Origin of the sequence: Streptococcus sp. SG2, assembly GCF_030439925.1 — a bacterium.
Classification (GTDB): Bacteria; Bacillota; Bacilli; order Lactobacillales; family Streptococcaceae; genus Streptococcus; species Streptococcus gordonii.
The window spans coordinates 523,482-546,540 of record NZ_JAQFJD010000002.1; the positions used below are offsets into that span (position 1 = coordinate 523,482).

The window sequence follows — 23,059 nt, forward strand, 5'->3', positions numbered from 1 at the left end:
AAGTATGGAAAACAAGAGAATGAAAGAAGAATACAGGATACAGATTCAGCTTGTTTTGGTTATTTATCTGGTTTGCTTTATACTGCGGATTGCAGAATACCTGATTTTGAGGACAGATCAGACATTCTGGGGAGAATCATTTGTCCACAAGCTTCTGGGGCTAATGCTACTGGTTTCGGCTTTGCATTTCTATGGTTTGAATTCAAAACAGATCGGCTTTGGGACAAAAGGTTTGTTCCCTTATGCTAGTTTGGGTCTAGTCTGGGGGAGTCTGTTTTTTGCCTTAGCTTATCTTATAGAAATCACTTTGTTGCTGAGTCAAGGCAATCTTTTAGGACTTGATTTCTATGTATCTGCTTATTCAGTCAGTGGTAATATCGGTCAACAAAGGGACTTTCTTTTTCTGTTGATCTGTCTGGCGGGCAATCTCATCAATGTCCTTATGGAAGAAGGAATCTTCCGTGGACTTTTTCAAAAAGTTTTTGAAAGAAAATACAGCTTTTTGAAAGCAGCCTTTTTTTCCAATCTTCTTTTTGGCTTCTGGCATATTATGGGGCCATTCAGAAGTTTTCTCGATGGGGAAATGAGCTTGACAGGCTTCTGCATTAATAGTTTGATTTTAATTCTCACTAGTTTTCTGATTGGCTTTCAGTTTGCTCTTATGGCCAAGATGACAGGCAGCCTTTATATGGGGATGGCCGTTCATTTTGTTAATAATACGGTGGTTAATCTGCTTCATGTTCTGTCAAAAGGCGGAGTGGATCAGCTATTGAGTCTTAGAATCACCGTGGCTCAGACCTTGTCATTTTTGGTGCTTTTGATCATCTATCAAATACGAAAGCGATCGCGTAACGAAGTTCTTTAGTACATCGGATTTTTTCAACTAATCTCAACGAGACATTTAAAAAGCAGGCAATTTCTGAATTGCTTGCTTTTCTTCTTATAATGGTCTTTTGTTTGGCATGCCGGCTTTGCGGGGGTATTTGTTGGGGGTTTCTTTCTTCTTTTCTACCACTGTGATAAAGCGGGGGTCGCCGTTTGGTAGGGCATAGCTGAGGTTGTCTTGGACCTTGCTAAAGAGTAAGTTGAGGGCGTTTTTTGCTTCATCCAGTTCCTCCGGAGCATTGGAAGCCTTGAGCGCCAGCAATTTCCCGCCAACTTTTAGATAGGGAATGGTCAGTTCAGACAGGACTTGCATGCGAGCGACTGCACGGGCAGTGACCAGGTCAAATTGAGCTCGAAAGGCCTTATCCTGAGCAAAGTCTTCTGCACGACCGTGGTAGAAGTGAACCTTGTCCAGCCCGATCTCTTCTGCCAGCAGTTTGAGGAAGTTGATTCGTTTATTGAGCGAGTCAATGATGGTCACATCCAGCTGAGGGCAGATGATTTTCATAGGGAGACTGGGAAAGCCAGCACCGGCTCCGATATCCAGCAGCTTAAGCTCTTGATTGTCAATCAGGCCTTGTAAAACAGGGGCAATTGAATCATAGAAATGCTTGAGATAGACTTCATTTTTCTCGGTGATAGCTGTCAGATTGATTTTTTCATTCCATTCGACCAAGAGTTCAAAATAAAGCTCAAACTGATCTTTCTGGCGGTCGGTCAGCTCGATTCCATGCTGGCCCAATAGCTGGTAAAATTCTTGCGGTGTCATAGTTTCATCCTTGTTTGTCAGTATTCATCCTATTATATCATAAAAAGGAGACCCCCGTTCAAGAGGGGATCTTTTGTATCATTCCGGATTAATCTTAGAAACGTATTCGAGCTCCTTTATTGCGGGTTGGCGGTAGAGAAAGAGTGCACTAATACTGATACAAAAACCTGCAAGGATGAGAAGAAGTCCATAACCTCGGCCACTTCCTATTCCGATGATGGAGCCGAGCCAAGTGGATAATGCTCCTTTAGGTAGAAGTAGTGGTTTAAAGAAGCTATCGGCCACCCAGCCCATACTAGCATAGGCGATGACGTAGCCAAACTGAGAGATGATGCCGATTGTCCCCCAGGCTTTCCCTTGTTCACTCTTATCTATATTTAAGCGAATCAAATAATCAATAGCCGTATTCGCAAAGGGCAGAGACATAAACAGTAAGAAGCCAAAAAAGCAAATCCAGACTAGGTTTTCTTTACTGCCCATACCTGCCATAAAGATTCCTAGTAAACCTAATGACAGACTAAGAATCAAATGAAAATGCCTTTTAATGGAAAAGATTCCTAAGATAAGTCCGCCAAGGAGCATACCGCTACTGGAAACGGCCATTGTCCAGCCGACTTCCTGACTAGAGGCAAAGCCCAGAATCATAGGAGAAAGCAAAATCTCAACAGTGCCTAGAAAGAAAAAGCCGTTCCTAGTAAAACCAAGAGCCAGATTCCTCTCTTTTCATGGATAATCTGAAAGCCTCGTATAAATTCACTCCAGAAAGGATGAGGTGTAGACTTTCTCGGAGTTTTGATGTGACGGCGAGCGATTAGGCTACAAATGACAGTTACAAAAATAGTTGAAAAATCAATTAAGAGGATCTGACCGATGGTCCCCCGAGCTAAGATCAGTCCAGCGAGACTAGGGGAAATGAGATAACGAGCGATGCCGTTGATCTGTGACAGACCGGTTGCCTTGGAAATCTGGTCTTCAGGAACCAGGTCGGAAATAGTGGCTCGAAAAGCTGGGTTCACTAAAGCGGAGAATACAGAACTGATTGCAGCACCAAGACAAATGTTTAGTAGGGAGGGTTGGCTAGTCTGTAAGCTAAAGTAAATCCAGAGGACTCCCAGACCTGATAGACCATCACCCAGAGCCATTAGAAGACGACGGTCATAACGATCGGCTAGAATCCCTGCAAGGGGAGTCATTAAGAGCCCGGGTAAAAAAGCACAAAGGGTGACTAGGGCAGAAGAAGCAGCTTGACCAGTCAGCTGGTAGATGTAAATTCCTAGTGCAAAAGAAGTCATACCTGTTCCGATTTCCGAAATAAAAGTTCCTAGCCATATCAGGAGATAAATTTTAAAGCCACTATGTTTCATACAGGAGCCTCCTTTAGTGGATTAATTGTGCCAAAGAAGCAAAATACCCTTCTTTTGTTTGAAAAATTTTCTCTAATAGGTAGATGAAAGCTTGAATTTTATGATTTTTTTCTGCTTGGTCTAATTTCTGGAAGGAGCTGTTAAAAATCTGCAAGGAGTAAGTTAGCATCATCTCGATACTCTCGTAAGGATAAGTCGTTTGCATCTCGCCTGTTTGAAAGCCTTCTTGAAAAAGGGGATAGAGGATTTCAGGAACCTTGCTCAATAAGATTTGATTGGTTTTTTCGTGAAGAAGTGCGTTTTGGGGCGCGTGTAAGTGGTCTAGAAGTTCTTGGCCATCTTTTTGCATATTCAATGAAGCTAGAGCACCCATTAATCTTTCAAGTATTGGAAGCTGTTTTCGCTCCACCCAAATGCGCACTTGCTCAAAAGATTGATCAATCCAACGTTCAATGATGGCATCCATAATCTCTTCTTTTGAAATAAAGTAATAATAGAGGGTTCCTTTTGCAATCTGGGTTGCATCTAGAATCTGAGCGATAGAAGTTTGGTCAAATCCTTGTTCTACAAACATTTTTTCTGCGGTATCTAAGATAAATTCCTTTTTATTTGCCATGAGAAACTCCTGAAGTTTATCAACCGACCGTCGGTCGATTGTTTTCTATCTACAGATTACTCTTTTTGTAAAAGATTGTCAATAATTTAGCCACTTTTTCAAAATTTTGATATAATGACTAAAACAGTAGATTTTCTGTTTATTCATATCTCTTAGGGATGGGGACTTACAGTGGCTATTCCATTCCTACAATGTTGTTAAAAAGGAGACTTCTTATGTCATTTATTATTACTATTGCAGTTATTGTCGTTATAGTCTTGTTTGTGATTTCTGTTTATAATTCACTTGTTCGTGCACGTATGCAGACTCAAGAAGCTTGGAGTCAGATCGATGTTCAACTTAAGCGTCGGAATGACTTGCTTCCTAACTTGATTGAAACTGTTAAAGGCTATGGGAAATATGAACAAGCTACTTTGGAAAAAGTGACTCAGTTACGTGCTCAAGTGGCGTCTGCTTCTTCGCCTGCCGATGCGATGAAGGCCAGCGATGCTTTGACTCGTCAGATTTCAGGAATTTTTGCTGTTGCGGAAAGTTATCCTGATTTGAAGGCAAATGAGAATTACTTGAAGTTGCAAGAAGAATTGACAAACACTGAAAATAAGATTTCTTACTCACGCCAGCTTTATAACTCTGTTGCTGGTAACTATAATGTGAAGTTGCAAGCTTTCCCAAGTAATGTTATTGCTGGAATGTTTGCCTTTAGACCTGCTGATTTCTTGTCTACTCCTGAAGAAGAAAAAGCTGTGCCTAAAGTTGATTTTGGTAGCAATGGTTTAGGTGAGTAATATGTTATTTGAACAAATTGCTGCAAATAAAAGGCGGACCTGGTTTCTCTTGGTCGCCTTCTTTGCTCTTTTAGCTCTTATCGGAGCGGCTGCTGGCTATCTTTGGATGAATTCTCCTCTGGGTGGGGTGATTATTGCCTTCATTATTGGCCTTATTTATGCGATCACGATGATTTTTCAATCTACTGAGGTAGTCATGTCCATGAATGGTGCTCGCCAAGTGTCTGAGCAAGAAGCACCTGAACTTTATCATATTGTTCAAGATATGGCGATGGTTGCTCAGATTCCAATGCCTAGGGTTTATATTGTGGAAGATGATTCTCCCAACGCTTTTGCGACGGGTTCTAATCCTGAAAATGCTGCTGTCGCAGCGACGACTGGTCTTTTAAAACTGATGAATCGCGAGGAATTAGAAGGTGTCATAGGGCATGAAGTTAGTCATATTCGCAACTATGATATTCGTATTTCAACTATTGCAGTCGCCCTAGCTAGTGCTATTACTATGATTTCTAGTATTGCTGGTCGGATGATGTGGTATGGTGGAGGACGAAGAAGGAATGACCGTGATGATGATAGTGGTCTTGGTCTTTTAATGTTAGTCTTTTCATTAATTGCGATTATATTAGCACCTTTGGCAGCTACCTTGGTTCAGTTGGCCATTTCCCGTCAGCGTGAATTTTTAGCAGATGCTTCAAGTGTTGAGCTGACTAGAAATCCTCAAGGAATGATTAGAGCCCTGCAAAAATTAGATAATAGTGAGCCCATGCATCGACATGTGGATGATGCTAGTGCAGCCTTGTATATTAGCGATCCGAAGAAAAAAGGTGGTCTGCAAAAACTTTTCTACACTCACCCACCAATCTCTGAGCGGGTAGAAAGATTAAGAAAAATGTAAAAACTGGGATTTTTCTCAGTTTTTTTATTATGACAATGCTTCAAATTGAGGAGGAATGTAGTTGTAGATAGTATGATCAACCTTACAGCCAGAGTGGTCGCAAAACAAAAAGGATGAGATTAGCTGATGAATTGTGTAAGTGTTAATTACCTGGTATGTGCAGTTCTTCCTTTTGACTAAGGAAAACAAACAAGATTAGATATCTTTTATTGACGGAGATTAGCAAAAAGTCTTTTATAATACCACGTTTTCAGGTGTTTTAGTATCGAATTTAATAGGTTGGAATTACTGAGAAATCTTTTGTTGCCAGCCCTTAACATAACTGTAAAATAGGACTAGTATATTAAAAATAGATTTTTATTACATATATGCAAGTGAGGTATGCTTATCGTAAAGTCGTCGGGAAAAATTTTAAAAATCATTAGAGAATCAAAGAATATGTCCCTCAAAGAAGTGGCGGCAGGTGATATTTCTGTTGCCCAGCTGTCTCGATATGAACGAGGGATTAGTAGCCTTACAGTTGATTCTTTTTATAGTTGCCTCAGGAACATGTCGGTCTCTTTGGCTGAATTTCAGTATGTTTATCATAATTATAGGGAAGCTGATGATGTTGTGTTGTCTCAAAAACTTTCTGAGGCTCAACGTGAGAATAATATCGTCAAATTAGAAAGTATTTTAGCTAATTCTGAAGCCATGGCTCAAGAATTTCCAGAAAAAAAGAACTACAAGTTAAATACCATTGTGATCAGGGCTACCTTAACTTCCTATAATCCAGACTATCAAGTCAGTAAGGGAGATATTGAGTTTTTGACTGATTACCTCTTTTCTGTTGAAGAATGGGGCCGCTATGAGCTTTGGCTCTTTACAAACAGTGTGAACCTATTGACCTTAGAAACATTGGAAACTTTTGCCAGTGAAATGATTAACCGCACTCAATTTTACAATAACCTGCCGGAGAATCGTCGACGGATTATTAAGATGTTACTTAATGTTGTAGGTGCTTGTATAGAGGACAATCATTTACAAGTAGCTATGAAATTTCTTAATTATATTGATAATACAAAAATCCCTGAGACGGATCTTTATGACCGGGTGCTGATCAAATATCATAAGGCTCTTTATTCTTATAAGGTTGGCAATCCTCACGCTCGCAATGATATCGAACAATGTTTGTCTACTTTTGAATATTTAGATTCTTTTGGTGTTGCTCAAAAACTCAAAGAACAATTTGAGCGAATTCAACTAACAGTAGTTGCAGATTTGCAAATAGAATAGAACCTCCTCTGAAAAAGATTAAAATAAGGGTAAAACTTTATACTATTTTCAGAAGGAGGTTTTATGATGGAGAAAAAAGTTCATTATAAAATGCATAAGGTTAAGAAGAACTGGGTAGCGATTGCTGTTACTTCCCTGGCCCTTCTTGTGGCTCCAAAGGCTTTAGGGCTTGAATCAGATGTGATCTATGCGGATGATGCTGATCAAGTGGCCGATGTAAAAGAACAGTCCGCTGTTCAGAGCAAGGACACGGAGCAAGCTATTTCAGATAAAGGAGCTGAACCTTCTCAGCTGGAAGCAAAAGAACAGGCTTCTTCTAGCAAAGAAACTTATCAAGCTAGTGCGGCAACCAATCCAACAGCTAAGGAACTGACGACGCAACAGGATAAAGAAGCTGAAACTACAAGAACTGACTCCAGACAGGAATTGACTCAGAAAGTAAGTGATGACTCTTCTGAAAAGAATGATTCCTCCCAAGAGCCTAAAGTAGCCGATCAGGCTGAGGCAACTGACAAAACTCAAGCTACACCACAGGCTAAACAAGAAAGTAGAGGCAATGATCAAGAAAAAACTACCGAAAATGTAGCAAAAGCTACCGTTTCTGACAAGATTATAGCGACACCAAAGAAAGGTCATTTGCCAGAACCTGCCCAAAGAAAAGAATCAATAACCGAAAAAATGTTGGCTGCTCAAGCACAAGCGGCGCCGGTAAATACTGAGCATGATGACGATGTGTTGGCCCATATCAAGACGATTGATGGTAAGAAATACTATGTTCAGGATGATGGCTCAGTTAAGAAAAACTTTGCTGTTGAGCTAAACGGAAAAATTCTTTATTTTGATGCAGAAACCGGGGCTTTGGTTGATTCAAATGAATATCAGTTCCAGCAAGGAACCAGCAGTCTTAATAATGAATTCACCCAAAAGAATGCTTTTTATGGTACGACTGACAAGGATATTGAGACTGTAGATGGCTATTTGACAGCAGATAGCTGGTATCGTCCAAAGTTCATCTTAAAAGATGGAAAAACATGGACGGCCTCGACAGAAACAGACTTGCGTCCCCTTTTAATGGCTTGGTGGCCTGACAAGCGGACTCAGATTAATTACCTCAACTATATGAATCAAGAAAATCTGGGGATCGGTGCCTTTGAAAGCAAGACCGAGCAAGTTCTTTTAACAAATGCTGTTCAGCAGGTACAGCGAAAAATCGAAGAAAGAATTAGTAAAGAAGGCGACACGAAATGGTTGAGAACTCTGATGAGTGCTTTTGTCAAAACTCAGCCAAATTGGAATATCAAGACAGAATCTGAAACAACTGGGACGAACAAGGACCATCTGCAAGGTGGGGCTCTACTCTATACAAATAGTGATAAGACATCTCATGCCAATTCTAGATATCGTCTGCTTAACCGCACACCAACCAGCCAGACCGGTACGCCTAAATACTTCATCGACAAGTCAAATGGTGGTTATGAATTCCTATTAGCCAATGATTTTGATAACTCTAATCCAGCTGTTCAAGCTGAGCAACTTAACTGGCTCCACTATATGATGAACTTTGGAAGCATCGTAGCCAATGATCCAACTGCTAACTTTGACGGAGTTCGTGTTGATGCGGTGGACAATGTCAACGCAGATTTGCTCCAAATCGCATCTGACTACTTCAAGTCTCGCTACAAGGTTGGAGAGAGTGAAGAAGAAGCCCTCAAGCATCTGTCTATCTTGGAGGCTTGGTCTGATAACGATCCTGATTATAATAAGGATACCAAGGGCGCTCAACTAGCAATTGATAACAAGCTACGCTTGTCCTTGCTTTATTCGTTCATGCGTAAGCTTTCTATCCGTAGTGGTGTAGAGCCAACGATTACGAACAGTCTGAATGACCGTTCTACTGAAAAGAAAAATGGCGAGCGGATGGCCAACTATATCTTTGTTCGGGCTCATGATAGTGAAGTACAAACCGTTATTGCCGACATCATCCGAGAAAATATCAATCCAAATACGGATGGTTTGACCTTTACCATGGATGAGCTCAAGCAAGCCTTCAAGATCTACAACGAAGATATGCGCAAGGCAGACAAGAAGTATACGCAGTTCAATATCCCAACTGCCCATGCTCTCATGCTCTCCAATAAAGACTCTATCACTCGGGTCTACTATGGCGACCTCTATACTGATGACGGCCAATACATGGAGAAAAAATCTCCATACCATGACGCTATTGATGCCTTGTTGCGTGCTCGGATTAAGTATGTAGCTGGTGGACAGGACATGAAGGTAACATATATGGGTGTGCCTCGCGAGGCTGATAAATGGTCTTACAATGGTATTTTGACTTCTGTTCGCTACGGTACTGGTGCTAATGAGGCTACGGATGAAGGTACAGCAGAAACCCGTACCCAAGGGATGGCAGTTATTGCTTCTAACAACCCGAATCTTAAACTGAACGAGTGGGATAAACTGCAAGTCAATATGGGAGCAGCCCATAAGAATCAATACTACCGTCCTGTGCTCTTGACGACCAAAGATGGCATTTCTCGCTATCTAACTGACGAAGAAGTGCCACAATCGCTCTGGAAGAAGACGGATGCCAATGGTATTTTGACCTTTGATATGAATGATATCGCAGGCTACAGCAATGTCCAAGTTTCTGGTTATCTGGCTGTTTGGGTACCAGTTGGTGCTAAAGAGAATCAGGATGCTCGTGTAACAGCCAGCAAGAAGAAAAATGCTAGCGGTCAGGTTTATGAATCTAGTCCCGCTCTTGATTCACAGCTGATTTACGAAGGCTTCTCTAATTTCCAAGACTTTGCAACTCGCGATGACCAGTATACCAATAAAGTCATTGCTAAAAATGTCAACCTCTTCAAGGAATGGGGAGTGACTTCATTTGAGCTGCCGCCTCAGTATGTATCTAGCCAAGATGGTACTTTCCTAGATTCTATCATCCAAAATGGTTATGCCTTTGAAGATCGCTATGATATGGCAATGAGCAAGAACAATAAATATGGTTCTTTAGATGACCTGCTCAATGCTCTCCGTGCTCTTCACAGTGTCAATATCCAAGCCATTGCGGACTGGGTGCCAGACCAAATCTACAACCTGCCAGGTAAGGAAGTGGTAACGGCAACTCGTGTCAATAACTACGGAACCTATCGTGAAGGCGCAGAAATAAAAGAAAAACTTTATGTAGCTAATAGTAAGACCAATGGGACCGACTACCAAGGTAAGTATGGTGGGGCCTTCCTAGATGAGCTTAAAGCTAAGTATCCAGAAATCTTTGAAAGAGTACAGATTTCCAATGGTCAAAAGATGACAACGGACGAGAAGATTACTAAGTGGTCGGCTAAGTACTTCAACGGAACCAATATCTTAGGTCGTGGTGCTTACTATGTTCTTAAAGACTGGGGAAGCAAAGAATACCTGTCTAACAAGAATGGAGAGACAGCATTACCTAAACAGCTGGTCAATAAAGAAGCTTCCACAGGATTTGTAAAAGACACAAATGGCTTTAAGTTCTATTCAACTAGTGGTAATCAAGCTAAAGACACTTTTATCCAGGATGAAAATGGCAATTGGTATTACTTTGATAATCAAGGCTATCTAGTAACAGGAGCTCGTGAGATTGATGGCAAGCAGCTTTACTTCATGAAGAATGGGGTTCAGTTGCGTGATGCTTTACAAGAAGATGAAAATGGCAATCAGTACTACTATGATAAGACTGGTGCCAAGGTTCTCAACCGTTACTACACTTCTGATGGCCAAAACTGGCGTTATTTTGACGACAAAGGTGTTATGGCTCGCGGGCTTGTCAAGATAGGCGATGGCCAGCAATACTTTGACCAAAATGGTTATCAAGTTAAGGGCAAGGTTGTACGTGCTAAGGATGGCAAACTTCGATACTTTGACAAGGATTCAGGAAATGCTGTCATGAATCGTTTTGCTCAGGGTGACAATCCAAGTGATTGGTACTATTTCGGAGCAGATGGTGTCGCTCTAACAGGTCTTCAAAAGATTGGTCAGCAAACTCTTTACTTTGACCAAGATGGCAAGCAGGTCAAGGGTCAAGTAGTGACTTTAGCTGATAAATCTATCCGTTACTTTGATGCCAATTCAGGCGAGATGGCCGTCAACAAATTTGCGGAAGGTGCAAAGAATGAATGGTATTACTTTGGCCAAGACGGCAAAGCTGTAACAGGTCTTAAGACAATTAACAAGCAAGTTCTCTACTTTGGACAAGATGGCAAGCAGGTCAAGGGTCAAGTAGTGACTTTGGCTGATAAATCCATCCGTTACTTTGATGCCAATTCAGGTGAGATGGCCGTCAACAAATTTGCAGAAGGCGCTAAAAATGAATGGTATTACTTTGACCAAGATGGCAAAGCTGTAACAGGTCTTCAAACGATCAACAAACAGGTTCTTTACTTCGGCCAAGATGGCAAGCAAGTCAAGGGTCAAGTAGTGACTTTGGATGATAAATCCATCCGTTACTTTGATGCCAATTCAGGTGAGATGGCCGTCAACAAATTTGCAGAAGGTGCTAAAAATGAATGGTATTACTTTGACCAAGACGGAAAAGCTGTAACGGGTCTTAAGACAATCAACAATCAAGTTCTCTACTTCGGCCAAGATGGTAAGCAGGTCAAGGGCCAAGTTGTCTATGTTGATGGTGCTGAACGATACTTTGATCCGAAGTCAGGTGATATGGTTCGAAACAAATGGATTCGTCTAGAAGACGGAACCTGGATGTACTTTGACCGAAATGGTAGAGGCAGACGCTTTGGCAGAAACTAATCAAGAAAGAGCATAAGCTAAATGACACTTGATCTTTTAGCTTTCCATGACTCAAAAAAAACGATAACTCCTTATTTGGAAGTTGTCGTTTTTTACTGTCTAAAATAAGACTGCTTTTAACTCAAAGTCAATAGAATTGCATTCATCTGACTTATTTTATCTCATTCTTTTTTTCAATAGATAAGAGCAGAGCAATCACGCCGATAAAGCTGAAAATTAGCCAGCTAGCATTCATATTCCAAAGAGCTAGACTTGAGAAAATCATAGTTCCCAGAGGAACGGAGAAGGAAAAGAGCAAACTCAGAAAGCTGGAAGTCTGAGCGAGAACATCGGAAGGTAGCTTACTTAGCAAGAGGGTGTTGATTTTGGGATTGATCTTGCCGGAAGCATAAGCAAGAAAAAATCCAAAAATAATACCGACGAAAACGGGCAGATGTAAGAAGTTACTGATAGCAAGCAGAATCATCATAACAGCAGCCCAGATGATGAGCTGATTTAGTGATAGACGGCTGAAGTAATCGTTGGGAGTCAAACTAGCAATGATCATAGCTAGGACAAGCGTCGTCTGAAGAATCAAGAGCGACTGGCTAAAAGATAGATGAAAGATGGGGTTGTCTAGCAAATAGAGATTATAAAGTGCTATAAGCGAACCCGCCATAGCGTTAATGACCAAGATTTGAGCCAGCAACTTGAGAAAGTTGTTAGATCCCTCCTGCTCAAAGATGAGTTTGGAAGATGAATACATTTTTTTCAGTTCTTCCTTGAGAGGAGGTTTATTCTCAGAAATGGTTACCGGATCATGGGTCAATCGACGTCGGACTAGATAGAGGGTAGTAGAGGAGAGTAGGAAGGTTAAAGAATTGATTAAAGCGACTAGGAAAAAGTTTTGCTGGCTGATCGCTAAGAGCCAAACTCCTAAAGCCTGACCAGCTAGACTACAAAGAAAACTGATAAGCTGGGTAAAGGAGAAGGCCTCCATTAGATCTTGCTCGGGAATGTTCTTTTTCAAAATTGGCATTTGCAGACCACTTCGATAGTCGCTGATAATATCAGAAAGAATATTCATGAAGCAGACCACTGAAAAGGCTAGATATGAGCTAGAGCGAGTCATAAAGGCGACAAGAACAAATAGCAGGGCTTGTACATAACCAAAATGAATCAGCCAGCGAGCTTTATGGATGGTCTTATCTGCTTTGATGCCGACGAAAATAGTAAAGAAGGTCGGAACCAGGACAATAAAATTAGCAACAGCAATAGCAAACTTGGGGCTAGGCATGCTGGAGGCAAATACAACAAAAACAATATTGAAAATAGAAGCTCCCAGAGTGTTGAAGATTCGGGAGAGGCTAATAAAAGAAAATAATTTATTCCGTAAGGCAAGTTTCATAAAAATCTCCTTTAGTAATGAATGGTTTGAAAGATTTTTCAAAAATAGTCAATAACTACAAGGCCTTGATAGTTTTGATTATAGCAGGAAAAGTCTTGATTTCAATAGCTTTTCCGCAAGTGGTCAAGTCTCTTAGGTAAGTGGTCAGGTTCTAAAAGTGACTTGCGAGAGCTCTTTCTAGTTTCAGTATAAAATAAAAGATTTAAGAAGCAGAAAATGTTGCATATATTCAACGAATTTGATGGAAGTTGTTGAAATTAGTAAGCTAGAGATCGTCTAATATCAAAAAATCTCCACTTTCTAACTCAAAATCGGCGAGTTTAAAAGTGGAGGTTTGTTTTATTTGCTATATTTTTGAAAAGCAGCTTCGAGAGCTTCTTGGTAGTAATCAGCGCTATGTTGACAGTTCAAGATTTGGAAAATATCGACTGCTTGCTTCATTTGAGCGAATCCTTCTTTCTTTTGTCCTTTCAAACAAGCTAATTCTCCCTGAGCAAAGAGATAGACAATTCGAAAGTAAGTCTCATTTTCTTCATAAAAGTGTCGCTCAATGACTTGTTGGAAATAGTCTGCATGGGTGATATCTTCCTGACTGATGGCTAGAAGATAACCATTCAGAAAAGTGGTATGCAAGGTGTTGCGATTATTGGTAAATAAGGCTGTGAAATCATTTCTAGAGAGGATTTCTTTGGTGTATTGGGAAAACAAGTCTAGAGATAAAACCGGAGTGCAGATAGAAAAAAGCTTCAGTTCATAGCGACCCCAAATATCAACTGAAAAGAGGTAATCATGGAGGAAATCTAGCTCGTCTGGGCTGGCCTTTTCGGACTCCTTGAGGGCGCAGAGATAGGCCTTTACAATCAGGCGTTCAACCCAATCATTAGCATCCTTGCTTTTTTGAGTGATTTTTTCTTTTTCCAGATAAAGTTCTTCTAATAATTCAAGCTGATTGGTTTGCAGCAGGTCTTGAATTTGACTTTGGAGTTCCTTGTGAGAATGATGATCCTGGATGCCAGCTGCAACTGTAAATTCTTCTGTTTCTGTGTGAATGGCGCTGAGGGCGCTGAAAAGTTTCTGACCTGATAGCTCGCTCTGCCCATTTTCAAAACGGGAAAGCATGGACTTTGAGAATTCTCCACCAGTAGCTTCAGATAAAGAGATGTGCCTTGCCTCTCGAAAAAACCTAAAAACTTGTCCTAGTTGTGCCATTGCTTTTCCTCCTTACAATTTATTATAACAAAATAATTTTTAATAACATCGGAGCGCCTAAACATGATATAATAAAAGAAAAAACAAAGAGGAACTTATGTTAAATATACAAGAAATTCGCAAGAATCCAGATGGTTTGGCTTTTGAAAAGAAGCTAGACTTGGCTGAAGAATTAAAAGAACGAAATGCTGAGATTTTAGACGTTCAGGATATTGTTGCTAGTGGGAGAGCCCAGTATGAGGATGGACTCTATTTCTTAGATTATGAACTTTCTTATACTATTACTTTGGCTTCTAGTCGCAGTATGGAACCCGTAGAGAGGAAAGAGTCTTATCTGGTTAATGAAATTTTCATGGAAGATGGACAAGTCGCTTCGCAGGAAATGATTGATCAGGATCTGGTGCTTCCCATTGAAAATGGTGAGATTAATGTTGCAGAGAGTGTAGCGGACAATATCCTTTTGAATATTCCTCTAAAAGTATTGACAGCTGCTGAAGAGGCTGGTTCAGACTTGCCAACAGGAAGAGATTGGCAGGTAATGACAGAGGAAGATTATCAGAAGTACCAAGCGGATAAAAAAGAAGAGAATAGTCCATTTGCAGGTTTACAAGGCCTTTTTGATGAATGAGGAATAAATTTTTCTAGAAAAAAATTGGAATTAAAGAATAATTTGGTATACTAAGATAATAAAATAAATTGGACAAGCTTTCTTGTCGAAAAAGGAGTTATTATGGATACATTTTTCTTTCCAACTTGGCTAATCCTCGGTGCAATTACTTTAGTTATTGTACTTGTTCTTTTGGCTAAGGGATATGTCAATGCTCGCCCTAACGAAGTAGTCGTCATCACAGGGCTTCGTAAACAACGCCATTTACGAGGTAAAGCTGGATTTATGATTCCTTTTGTTGAACAGCGCTCTTATCTGGATATTGAGCAATTCTCAACAGATGTTCGTACATCTGAGGCGGTGCCAACTCTAGACTTCATTAATGTGCGAGCTGATGCAGCTGTGAAGCTGAAAATCGGAACGACTGACGAAATGATTGCCCGTGCGGCAGAAAACTTCCTTAATTGGAATACAACTGACATTTCTAACTCTGTTCAAGATGTCTTGGAAGGAAATCTTCGGGAAGTAATTGGCCAGATGGAATTACGCAAGATGGTCAATGACCGTCAGGAATTTGCCTCAAAGGTGCAGGACAACGTAGCTCCTGATTTGGCAAAAATGGGCTTGGAAGTCATCGCCTTTACCGTTCAGTCTTTCTCTGACGAGGGTGGCGTGATTGATAACCTCGGTATTGAAAATGTCGAAACCATCAAAAAAGATGCCTTAATTGCAAAGGCCAAAGCGGAACGTGAGCGCAAGGAAGTAGAAGCTGAGCAAGACAAATTGGCTAACGACAAGCGGGTAGCAGCTGACTTGGAAATTGCTCAAAAGCAAAATGAGTTGAAACTGAAGCAAGCAGCTCTCAAGCAGGAAGCGGACATTGCGCAAGCTAAGGCTGATGCAGCTAAAGGGATCGAGGCAGAAATTCAACGTCGTGAGCAAGAGCGCGTGGCTGCTGAAGCTAATATCATGAAGCAAGAGAAAGAAGCTGAAGTCAAGGAACGTGAAGTTAAGGTTCGTGAGCAAGAACTCGATGCTAACATCCGCAAACAGGCTGAGGCAGAAAAATACTCTCGTCAACAAGCAGCGGAAGCACAATTGATTGAGCGTCAACGTCAAGCTGAAGCAGAACTTTTTGAAACTCAAAAAGAAGCAGAAGCTCGCAAGGCTCAAGCCGAGGCTGAAAAATTTGCACAATTGCAAGAAGCTGAAGCCATTGAAGCCAAAGGACGTGCTGAAGCTGAGGCTATTCGTCTTAAGCTAGAAGCAGAGGCTCAAGGTTTGGATAAAAAAGCAGAAGCTATGAAGAAGATGCAGGAAGCTGCCATTACTGAGATGATTGTAGACAAACTGCCAGAAATTGCCCGTGCTGTAGCAGAGCCGCTTACTAAAGTGGACAAAATCACCATGTATGGTGAAGGCAATGCTTCTAAGATGGTTGGTGATATCATGCAGAGTATTGACCAAGTATCGCAAGGTGCAGGCTTCGATATCCGCCAACTCCTAGCAGGCGCTCTTGGTGTTAATATGACTGTCAATAAGCTTAAACAAGATGAACAGCCAGTGATTGAAGCTAAAGAAATTACGACTGATGACAAGAAATAAAAAATGATTAGGATGAGGCTCGCCTTCATCCTATTTTTACCCAGGGGATTTTCTTCTTCGAACATTTCAAGATAAATTCTTTATTTTATAGCTTAAACATGATAAAATAAAACAAACTAACTATAGGAGAAAAAAATGACTAAAGCAAATTTTGGTGTTGTTGGTATGGCCGTTATGGGTCGTAACCTTGCTCTCAATATTGAATCTCGTGGCTATACAGTAGCCATCTACAATCGTTCAGCAAACAAAACAGAAGATGTAATTGCTTGCCATCCAGAAAAGAACTTTGTGCCAAGCTATGACGTTGAAAGCTTTGTAAATTCAATCGAAAAACCTCGTCGTATCATGCTGATGGTTCAAGCTGGACCTGGTACAGATGCAACCATCCAAGCCCTTCTTCCACACTTGGATAAAGGCGATATCTTAATTGACGGAGGAAACACTTTCTATAAAGATACTATCCGTCGTAACGAAGAGTTAGCAAACTCAGGCATCAACTTTATCGGTACAGGTGTCTCTGGTGGTGAAAAAGGTGCCCTCGAAGGTCCTTCTATCATGCCTGGTGGACAAAAAGAAGCTTATGAATTGGTAGCAGATGTTCTCGAAGAAATCTCTGCTAAAGCACCAGAAGATGGCAAACCATGTGTGACTTACATCGGTCCTGATGGAGCGGGTCACTATGTGAAAATGGTCCACAACGGTATCGAGTATGGTGATATGCAATTAATCGCAGAAAGCTATGACCTCATGCAACATTTGCTCGGACTTTCTGCAGAAGACATGGCTGAAATCTTCACTGAGTGGAACAAGGGCGAGCTTGATAGCTACTTGATCGAAATCACAGCTGATATCTTGAGCCGTAAAGACGATGAAGGCCAAGAAGGACCAATCGTAGACTATATCCTTGATGCTGCAGGTAACAAGGGAACTGGTAAATGGACTAGCCAATCAGCACTTGACTTAGGCGTGCCATTGTCACTCATTACTGAGTCTGTGTTTGCCCGCTATATTTCAGCTTACAAAGAAGAACGTGTACACGCCAGCAAAGTACTTCCAAAACCAGCTGCTTTCAAATTTGAAGGAGATAAAGCTGAGTTGATCGAAAAGATCCGTCAAGCTCTTTATTTCTCAAAAATCATCTCATATGCACAAGGTTTTGCTCAATTGCGCGTAGCTTCACGTGAAAACAATTGGAACCTACCATTTGCGGATATTGCTTCAATCTGGCGTGATGGCTGTATCATCCGTTCTCGTTTCTTGCAAAAGATTACAGATGCTTACAACCGTGATGCTGACTTAGCTAACTTGCTTTTGGATGAATACTTCCTTGATGTAACGGCTAAATATCAACAATCTGTGCGTGATATCGTAGCTCTTGCTGTTCAAGCAGGTGTTCCAGTGCCAACTTTCTCAGCAGCCATTACTTACTTTGATAGCTATCGTTCAGCAGATCTACCTGCTAACTTGATCCAAGCACAACGTGACTACTTTGGAGCACACACATATCAACGTAAAGACAAAGAAGGTACCTTCCACTATTCTTGGTACGACGAAAAATAGGACGACAGGTCGATGGCGAAGCGGATTTTATTAGTTGAAAATGAAAAGAATCTAGCACGATTTATCATGCTGGAATTACAAAAGGAAAGTTATCAAGTAGACCTAGCGGAAACAGGGCAAGAGGGACTAGCTCTAGCAAAGGAAAACGATTATGATTTACTTTTACTAAATAATCAGTTTGCTGATGGAACAGCCTTTGCCTTTGCTCAACAATTAAGTTTATTAAAACCAGCTGCAGTAATCATTGTAATGGTGAGCCGAGAGGAGATTGCGGATTCGGCTGAAGAGATTCAGCAGTTTGCAGTTTCTTATATGGTAAAACCCTTTATTATTAGTGATCTGGTTGATAAAATATCTGCTATTTTTCGTGGACGAGATTTTATTGATCAGAAATGTAGCCAGTTAAAAGTTCCTACTGCTTATCGAAATCTGCGGGTTGATTTGAAAAATCATACGGTTTATCGAGGGGAAGAAATTATTGCTTTGACGAGACGAGAGTATGATTTACTAGTGACTCTAATGAGCAGTAATAAGGTGATGAGCCGTGAGCAACTGTTAGATCGAGTGTGGAAGTATGAAAGTGCATCTGAGACTAATATAGTGGATGTATATATTCGTTACCTCCGTAGTAAAATCGATCTTCCAGGACAAGAAAGTTATATTAAAACCGTTCGTGGAATTGGTTATTCCATGCAGGGTTAATCTATAAAAACTCTAATTCTTTGAGAATTGGAGTTTTTTAATATGATTTTTAGTAGAAATTAGACTAATTCACGCAATCGTTTGCTTAAAATTTATAGACTGGGTTTACTTGTTGAAAGACAAAAAAGAAGTCATAATCTATATTATTATGTTGACTATAGACCTCGCGCAGCCTGGTAAATCAGCTTTTTTTGCGAGTAGATGAAAATTAGGGTAAAAAAAGTGATAATAAAAGAGGAAATAATAAAATTTAAAATTTTTTTATGAAAACCCTTTACAAAATTAAAAAAAGTGATAAAATAGTAGTGTGCAATGCAAACGATTTCATATAGAAGTTTGTAAAAAAGAAGGAGGTCTGGATGATGAAAAATTCATTCAAGAACATTTTTAGCTTTGAATTTTGGCAGAAATTCGGTAAAGCTTTAATGGTGGTCGTTGCGGTTATGCCCGCAGCTGGTCTAATGATTAGTATTGGTAAGTCGCTTCCAATGATTAATCCTAATTTTGGTGTGTTGGTAACGACAGGTGGTGTTTTAGAGCAAATCGGTTGGGGTGTTATTGGGAACCTCCACGTTCTATTTGCTCTTGCAATTGGGGGAAGCTGGGCTAAAGAGCGTGCCGGTGGTGCCTTTGCTGCAGGTTTATCTTTTATCCTGATTAACCGTATCACTGGTGTGATGTTTGGTGTTACTAGTGACCTGCTAAAAAAACCAGATGCAACTGTTCACACTCTTTTAGGTGGAACAATTAAGGTTTCTGATTACTTTATCAGCGTTCTAGAATCGCCTGCCCTAAACATGGGTGTATTTGTCGGAATTATTGCTGGTTTTGTTGGAGCAACTGCTTACAACAAATACTATAACTTCCGTAAATTGCCAGACGCACTTTCATTCTTTAACGGTAAACGCTTTGTTCCATTTGTTGTAATTTTGCGTTCTGCGATTGTTGCGATTGCACTTTCATTTGTATGGCCAGTTATTCAAACTGGAATCAATAACTTTGGTATTTGGATCGCTAATTCACAAGATACTGCACCAGTTTTTGCACCGTTCTTGTATGGTACTTTGGAACGTCTCTTGCTTCCATTTGGATTGCACCATATGTTGACAATCCCAATGAACTATACTGCTCTTGGTGGAACATATGAAGTGTTAACTGGTGCTGCAAAAGGTACACAAGTATTCGGACAAGACCCACTTTGGCTTGCTTGGGTAACTGACCTTGTTAACCTTAAAGGTTCAAATATGGCAAGCTATAATCAATTACTTGAAGCATACCATCCAGCACGCTTTAAAGTTGGACAAATGATTGGTTCATTTGGTATTTTGATTGGGGTAGCTGCAGCTATCTACCGCAATGTAGATGCTGACAAGAAGCACAAATATAAAGGTATGATGATTGCGACTGCATTGGCAACCTTCTTGACTGGGGTTACTGAGCCAATCGAGTACATGTTCATGTTTGTTGCGACTCCGCTTTACTTGATCTACTCACTTGTTCAAGGTGCTGCTTTTGCAATGGCAGACATCGTTAACCTTCGTGTACACTCATTCGGTTCTATCGAATTCTTAACTCGTACACCATTGGCAATCAATGCTGGTTTGGGAATGGATATCATTAACTTTATCTGGGTAACAATCCTCTTTGGAGTTATCATGTACTTCATCGCAAACTTCATGATTAAGAAATTCAACTACGCAACTCCAGGACGTAATGGTAACTATGAAACTGCAGATGGATCAGATGAATCATCTTCAGCAGAAGCTGGCAGTGGCAAGGTTGCAGCAGCATCTCAAGCAGTCAATGTTATCAATCTGCTGGGTGGTCGTGCTAATATCGTTGACGTAGATGCATGTATGACTCGTCTGCGTGTGACTGTCAAGGATGCTGAAAAAGTTGGAACTGAAGAGCAATGGAAAGCTGAAGGCGCTATGGGCTTGGTTATGAAAGGTCAAGGTGTTCAGGCTATCTATGGACCAAAAGCTGACGTTCTTAAATCTGATATCCAAGACTTGCTGGATTCTGGTGAAGTGATTCCTGAAACTCTTCCTAGCCAAAAAGCAGAATCAGCAGCTACTGAAGTTGCCTACAAAGGTGTAACAGAAGAAGTAGAAACTGTTGCAGATGGTCAAGTCATCGCAATTGATGATGTTAAAGATCCAGTATTCTCACAAAAGATGATGGGAGATGGATTTGCTGTTGAGCCAGAAAATGGTAAGATTTACTCACCTGTTTCTGGTACTGTAACAAGCGTATTCCCTACGAAACATGCTTTAGGTCTTTTGACAGATAATGGTTTAGAAGTGTTGGTTCACATCGGCTTAGACACTGTCAGCTTAGAAGGTCAACCATTTGAAGTTCATGTTTCAGAAGGCCAAAAGGTTGCTGCAGGTGATTTACTTGTGACAGCTGATTTGGAAGCTATCAAGGCAGCTGGTCGTGAAACTTCAACAGTTGTGGTCTTCACAAATGCGGCAGCTATCAAGTCTGTGACTGTAGAAAAACTTGGTCAAGCATCTGCTAAGACAGTTGTTGCTAAGGTTGAATTGTAAAATAGAAAAGAGAAATCATGGCGAAATTCCTGACATTAAATACTCATAGTTGGATGGAAGAAGAGCAAGAAACCAAGCTAAATCAGCTTGCAGAACGTATTCTTCAAGAAAAATATGATGTCATTTGCCTGCAGGAAGTCAATCAATTAATGGAGTCTGAACAGGTTGTTCAGGCTCCTTTCTATCAGGCTGTTGAAGGAGCGATTTCGATTCATCAGGATCACTTTGCCCTTTGTCTAGTAAAAAAATTGGCAAAAGCAGGACTGGACTATCATTGGTCTTGGGCTTATAATCATATCGGTTTTGACATTTACAATGAAGGTGTGGCAATCTTGTCCAGAAAACCGATAGCTCCTAAAGAAATTTTGGTCTCTGAAGAGAATGATCCTAGGGATTACCACACTCGCAAGGTCTTGTTAGTGGAGACTGAGGTAGAGGGTAAATTGATGACCATCACCTCTTGCCATCTATCTTGGTGGGACAAGGGCTTCCAAGGGGAGTGGTCAAAGCTTGAAGAAGAGCTTCTCAAGGTCAAAACTCCTCTGGTCCTCATGGGTGACTTTAATAATCCTGTCGATTACGAAGGATATCAGCATATTTTAAAGAGCCCACTCAAATTGCAGGATAGTCATAAGGTTGCTCAAAAGATTAGTGGTAGGGCAACAGTTGAAGGCGAAATTGCTGGCTGGGATGGCAACCAAGACGCTCTGAAGATTGATTATATCTTTACAAGTCAAGGCATCCAAATTGAAAGCTCTTCCGTGGTCTTTGACGGAAAGGAAACCCCTGTTGTCAGTGACCATTTCGGTTTAGAAGTAGAAGCAAAATTTTAGAAAAAAATAGTTCCAAGTTAAATGAACTGTACTAGCGAGGTTAGCTTAAAAGTCTAACTTTCGAGTTTCAGTTCAACTTGGAACTTTTTTATATAAGAGAATATCATTTTGGGAGAAATTATCAAAGGTTTTTAAATTACTATTAGTCAAAAATTCTACCTCCTACTCGCAATGGGCTTCCTTGCATCATGGTATCAAAAACAATTTGTCCATCTTTAATTTCAAACATGACTTGCCATGTCGATCCTTCTATGTTATTGAAGCTACCTCCAACGATTACAACTTCACCTCCTCCTTGCGGTGTACCATTTCCAATTTCTTCCCACTTGGTTTCATTCCAATTGATCTGAACAGATTCCACTTTAGGATTTAAAGATTTTACAAAATCTTCTATTTCTTTTTTATGCTTCTTCAAATAAGCCAATTGCTTTTCTTTGGTGCTTTGATATTTCTGATGATCAATTCCACCGAATAAATCTTTATTTTTGACTGCCACAATTGTTCCTCCTATGATAAGAGTTGATGCGATTGCAAGGATGAGTGTTTTTCTTTTTTTCATTGTAATTCCTCCTAGCGAGCGATAGGTTCTTACTATTATTTTAGCATAAAAGTATAAAAAAAATACTTTCACAAAGTATTCTTGTTCACTATGAAACGAGGAGATAAGCCAAATCCGCATAAAAATTATCAAATGTTTTTAAATTGCTATTACTCAAAAAGCTTACCCCCAATACGTAAAGGACTACCAATTCCAATAGAATTAATTAGAATTTTTCCATCTTCAATTCTAATAATAACACTCCAGCTTGACTTTGCTATATTATTAAAGCCTCCATAAACTTGAACAATATCACCTCCACCTTGGGGCGTTCCATTTCCTATCTGATCCCATTGTGTTTGTTCCCAATCAATTTGAACCGATTCTATCTTTGGATTTTGAGATTTTACAAACTCTTTAATCTCTTCTTCATGCTCCTTTAGATAAGCCAATTGCTTTTCTTTGGTGCTTTGATATTTTTGTTGAGCGATTCCACCGAATAAATCTTTATTTTTGACTGCCACAATTGTTCCTCCAATGATAAGAGCTGATGCGATTGCAAGGATGAGCATTTTTCTTTTTTTCATTGTTTTTCCTATACCAAGAGAATTTTCTAGCATTATAACATAAGTGAATTCTTTTTTTAAGTATGAAATGTAGGGGAAATACTTTTAACTCTT

The 23,059-nt window shown here is 40.3% G+C and carries 17 protein-coding genes and 1 pseudogene; 11 read left to right on the plus strand and 7 right to left on the minus strand.

All coding sequences use genetic code 11. From position 1 onward, the window contains the following. Window positions 1–4: 4 nt before the first annotated feature. Complete coding sequence (locus tag PCY09_RS06345) at window positions 5–865, plus strand: CPBP family intramembrane glutamic endopeptidase (RefSeq protein WP_061601499.1); 861 nt, start codon at window positions 5–7, stop codon at window positions 863–865. 75 nt (window positions 866–940) lie between these two features. On the opposite strand, the gene rsmG is transcribed toward PCY09_RS06345, so the two are convergent. The 3 genes and pseudogenes from rsmG to PCY09_RS06360 form a co-directional block, all read right to left on the minus strand. Then, a complete protein-coding gene (rsmG, locus tag PCY09_RS06350) occupies window positions 941–1,654 on the minus strand; it encodes a 16S rRNA (guanine(527)-N(7))-methyltransferase RsmG (RefSeq protein ID WP_045634254.1) in 714 nt (237 codons plus the stop codon). 78 nt (window positions 1,655–1,732) lie between these two features. After that, window positions 1,733–3,018, minus strand: a pseudogene (locus PCY09_RS06355) (MFS transporter). 13 nt (window positions 3,019–3,031) lie between these two features. Further along, window positions 3,032–3,634 carry a TetR/AcrR family transcriptional regulator gene (locus tag PCY09_RS06360; protein ID WP_061601497.1) on the minus strand — a complete coding sequence of 201 codons (603 nt, stop codon included), beginning with the start codon at window positions 3,632–3,634 and terminating at the stop codon, window positions 3,032–3,034. Window positions 3,635–3,849: 215 nt separating this feature from the next. Between PCY09_RS06360 and PCY09_RS06365 the strand changes: the two genes are divergently transcribed. From PCY09_RS06365 to PCY09_RS06380, 4 genes are all read left to right on the plus strand, one after another. After that, window positions 3,850–4,419, plus strand: a complete 570-nt coding sequence (locus PCY09_RS06365; protein WP_012000000.1) for a LemA family protein — start codon at window positions 3,850–3,852, stop codon at window positions 4,417–4,419. 1 nt (window position 4,420) lies between these two features. Beyond that, window positions 4,421–5,314: a zinc metalloprotease HtpX gene (gene htpX, locus PCY09_RS06370; protein WP_008808500.1), complete on the plus strand. Its 894-nt coding sequence runs from the start codon at window positions 4,421–4,423 to the stop codon at window positions 5,312–5,314. 381 nt (window positions 5,315–5,695) lie between these two features. After that, window positions 5,696–6,589, plus strand: a complete 894-nt coding sequence (locus PCY09_RS06375; RefSeq protein ID WP_081105994.1) for an XRE/MutR family transcriptional regulator — start codon at window positions 5,696–5,698, stop codon at window positions 6,587–6,589. Window positions 6,590–6,652: 63 nt separating this feature from the next. After that, window positions 6,653–11,386 carry a glycoside hydrolase family 70 protein gene (locus tag PCY09_RS06380; RefSeq protein WP_125396898.1) on the plus strand — a complete coding sequence of 1,578 codons (4,734 nt, stop codon included), beginning with the start codon at window positions 6,653–6,655 and terminating at the stop codon, window positions 11,384–11,386. Between the two features lie 151 nt (window positions 11,387–11,537). Here the strand turns inward: PCY09_RS06380 and PCY09_RS06385 are convergent, their stop codons facing one another. Next, complete coding sequence (locus PCY09_RS06385; RefSeq protein WP_125396899.1) at window positions 11,538–12,773, minus strand: MFS transporter; 1,236 nt, start codon at window positions 12,771–12,773, stop codon at window positions 11,538–11,540. Between the two features lie 339 nt (window positions 12,774–13,112). Continuing rightward, on the minus strand, window positions 13,113–13,982 hold the full coding sequence (locus PCY09_RS06390) for an Rgg/GadR/MutR family transcriptional regulator (RefSeq protein ID WP_061601494.1): 870 nt from the start codon (window positions 13,980–13,982) through the stop codon (window positions 13,113–13,115). Window positions 13,983–14,079: 97 nt separating this feature from the next. On the opposite strand from PCY09_RS06390, the gene PCY09_RS06395 reads away from it, so the two are divergent. The 6 genes from PCY09_RS06395 to PCY09_RS06420 all read left to right on the plus strand — a co-directional run bounded on the left by PCY09_RS06395 (window position 14,080) and on the right by PCY09_RS06420 (window position 21,841). After that, window positions 14,080–14,610: a DUF177 domain-containing protein gene (locus tag PCY09_RS06395; protein ID WP_045505786.1), complete on the plus strand. Its 531-nt coding sequence runs from the start codon at window positions 14,080–14,082 to the stop codon at window positions 14,608–14,610. A 102-nt stretch (window positions 14,611–14,712) separates the two neighbouring features. Next, window positions 14,713–16,194 (plus strand): flotillin family protein, encoded by a 1,482-nt coding sequence (locus PCY09_RS06400; protein WP_061601493.1) that lies wholly within the window; start codon window positions 14,713–14,715, stop codon window positions 16,192–16,194. A gap of 135 nt (window positions 16,195–16,329) precedes the next feature. After that, window positions 16,330–17,754, plus strand: a complete 1,425-nt coding sequence (gene gndA, locus PCY09_RS06405) for an NADP-dependent phosphogluconate dehydrogenase (RefSeq protein ID WP_061601492.1) — start codon at window positions 16,330–16,332, stop codon at window positions 17,752–17,754. 12 nt (window positions 17,755–17,766) lie between these two features. Then, window positions 17,767–18,456, plus strand: a complete 690-nt coding sequence (locus tag PCY09_RS06410) for a response regulator transcription factor (RefSeq protein WP_012000010.1) — start codon at window positions 17,767–17,769, stop codon at window positions 18,454–18,456. Between the two features lie 359 nt (window positions 18,457–18,815). Then, window positions 18,816–21,008 (plus strand): PTS transporter subunit IIBC, encoded by a 2,193-nt coding sequence (locus PCY09_RS06415; protein ID WP_046165110.1) that lies wholly within the window; start codon window positions 18,816–18,818, stop codon window positions 21,006–21,008. 17 nt (window positions 21,009–21,025) lie between these two features. Continuing rightward, window positions 21,026–21,841: an endonuclease/exonuclease/phosphatase family protein gene (locus PCY09_RS06420; protein WP_125369375.1), complete on the plus strand. Its 816-nt coding sequence runs from the start codon at window positions 21,026–21,028 to the stop codon at window positions 21,839–21,841. 142 nt (window positions 21,842–21,983) lie between these two features. On the opposite strand, the gene PCY09_RS06425 is transcribed toward PCY09_RS06420, so the two are convergent. Together PCY09_RS06425 and PCY09_RS06430 are read right to left on the minus strand one after the other, a co-directional pair. Further along, entirely contained in the window at window positions 21,984–22,400 is a 417-nt protein-coding gene (locus PCY09_RS06425; RefSeq protein WP_046165112.1) for a hypothetical protein, read from the minus strand. A 149-nt stretch (window positions 22,401–22,549) separates the two neighbouring features. After that, a complete protein-coding gene (locus PCY09_RS06430) occupies window positions 22,550–22,966 on the minus strand; it encodes a hypothetical protein (RefSeq protein WP_012000013.1) in 417 nt (138 codons plus the stop codon). Between the last annotated feature and the right edge of the window lie 93 nt (window positions 22,967–23,059).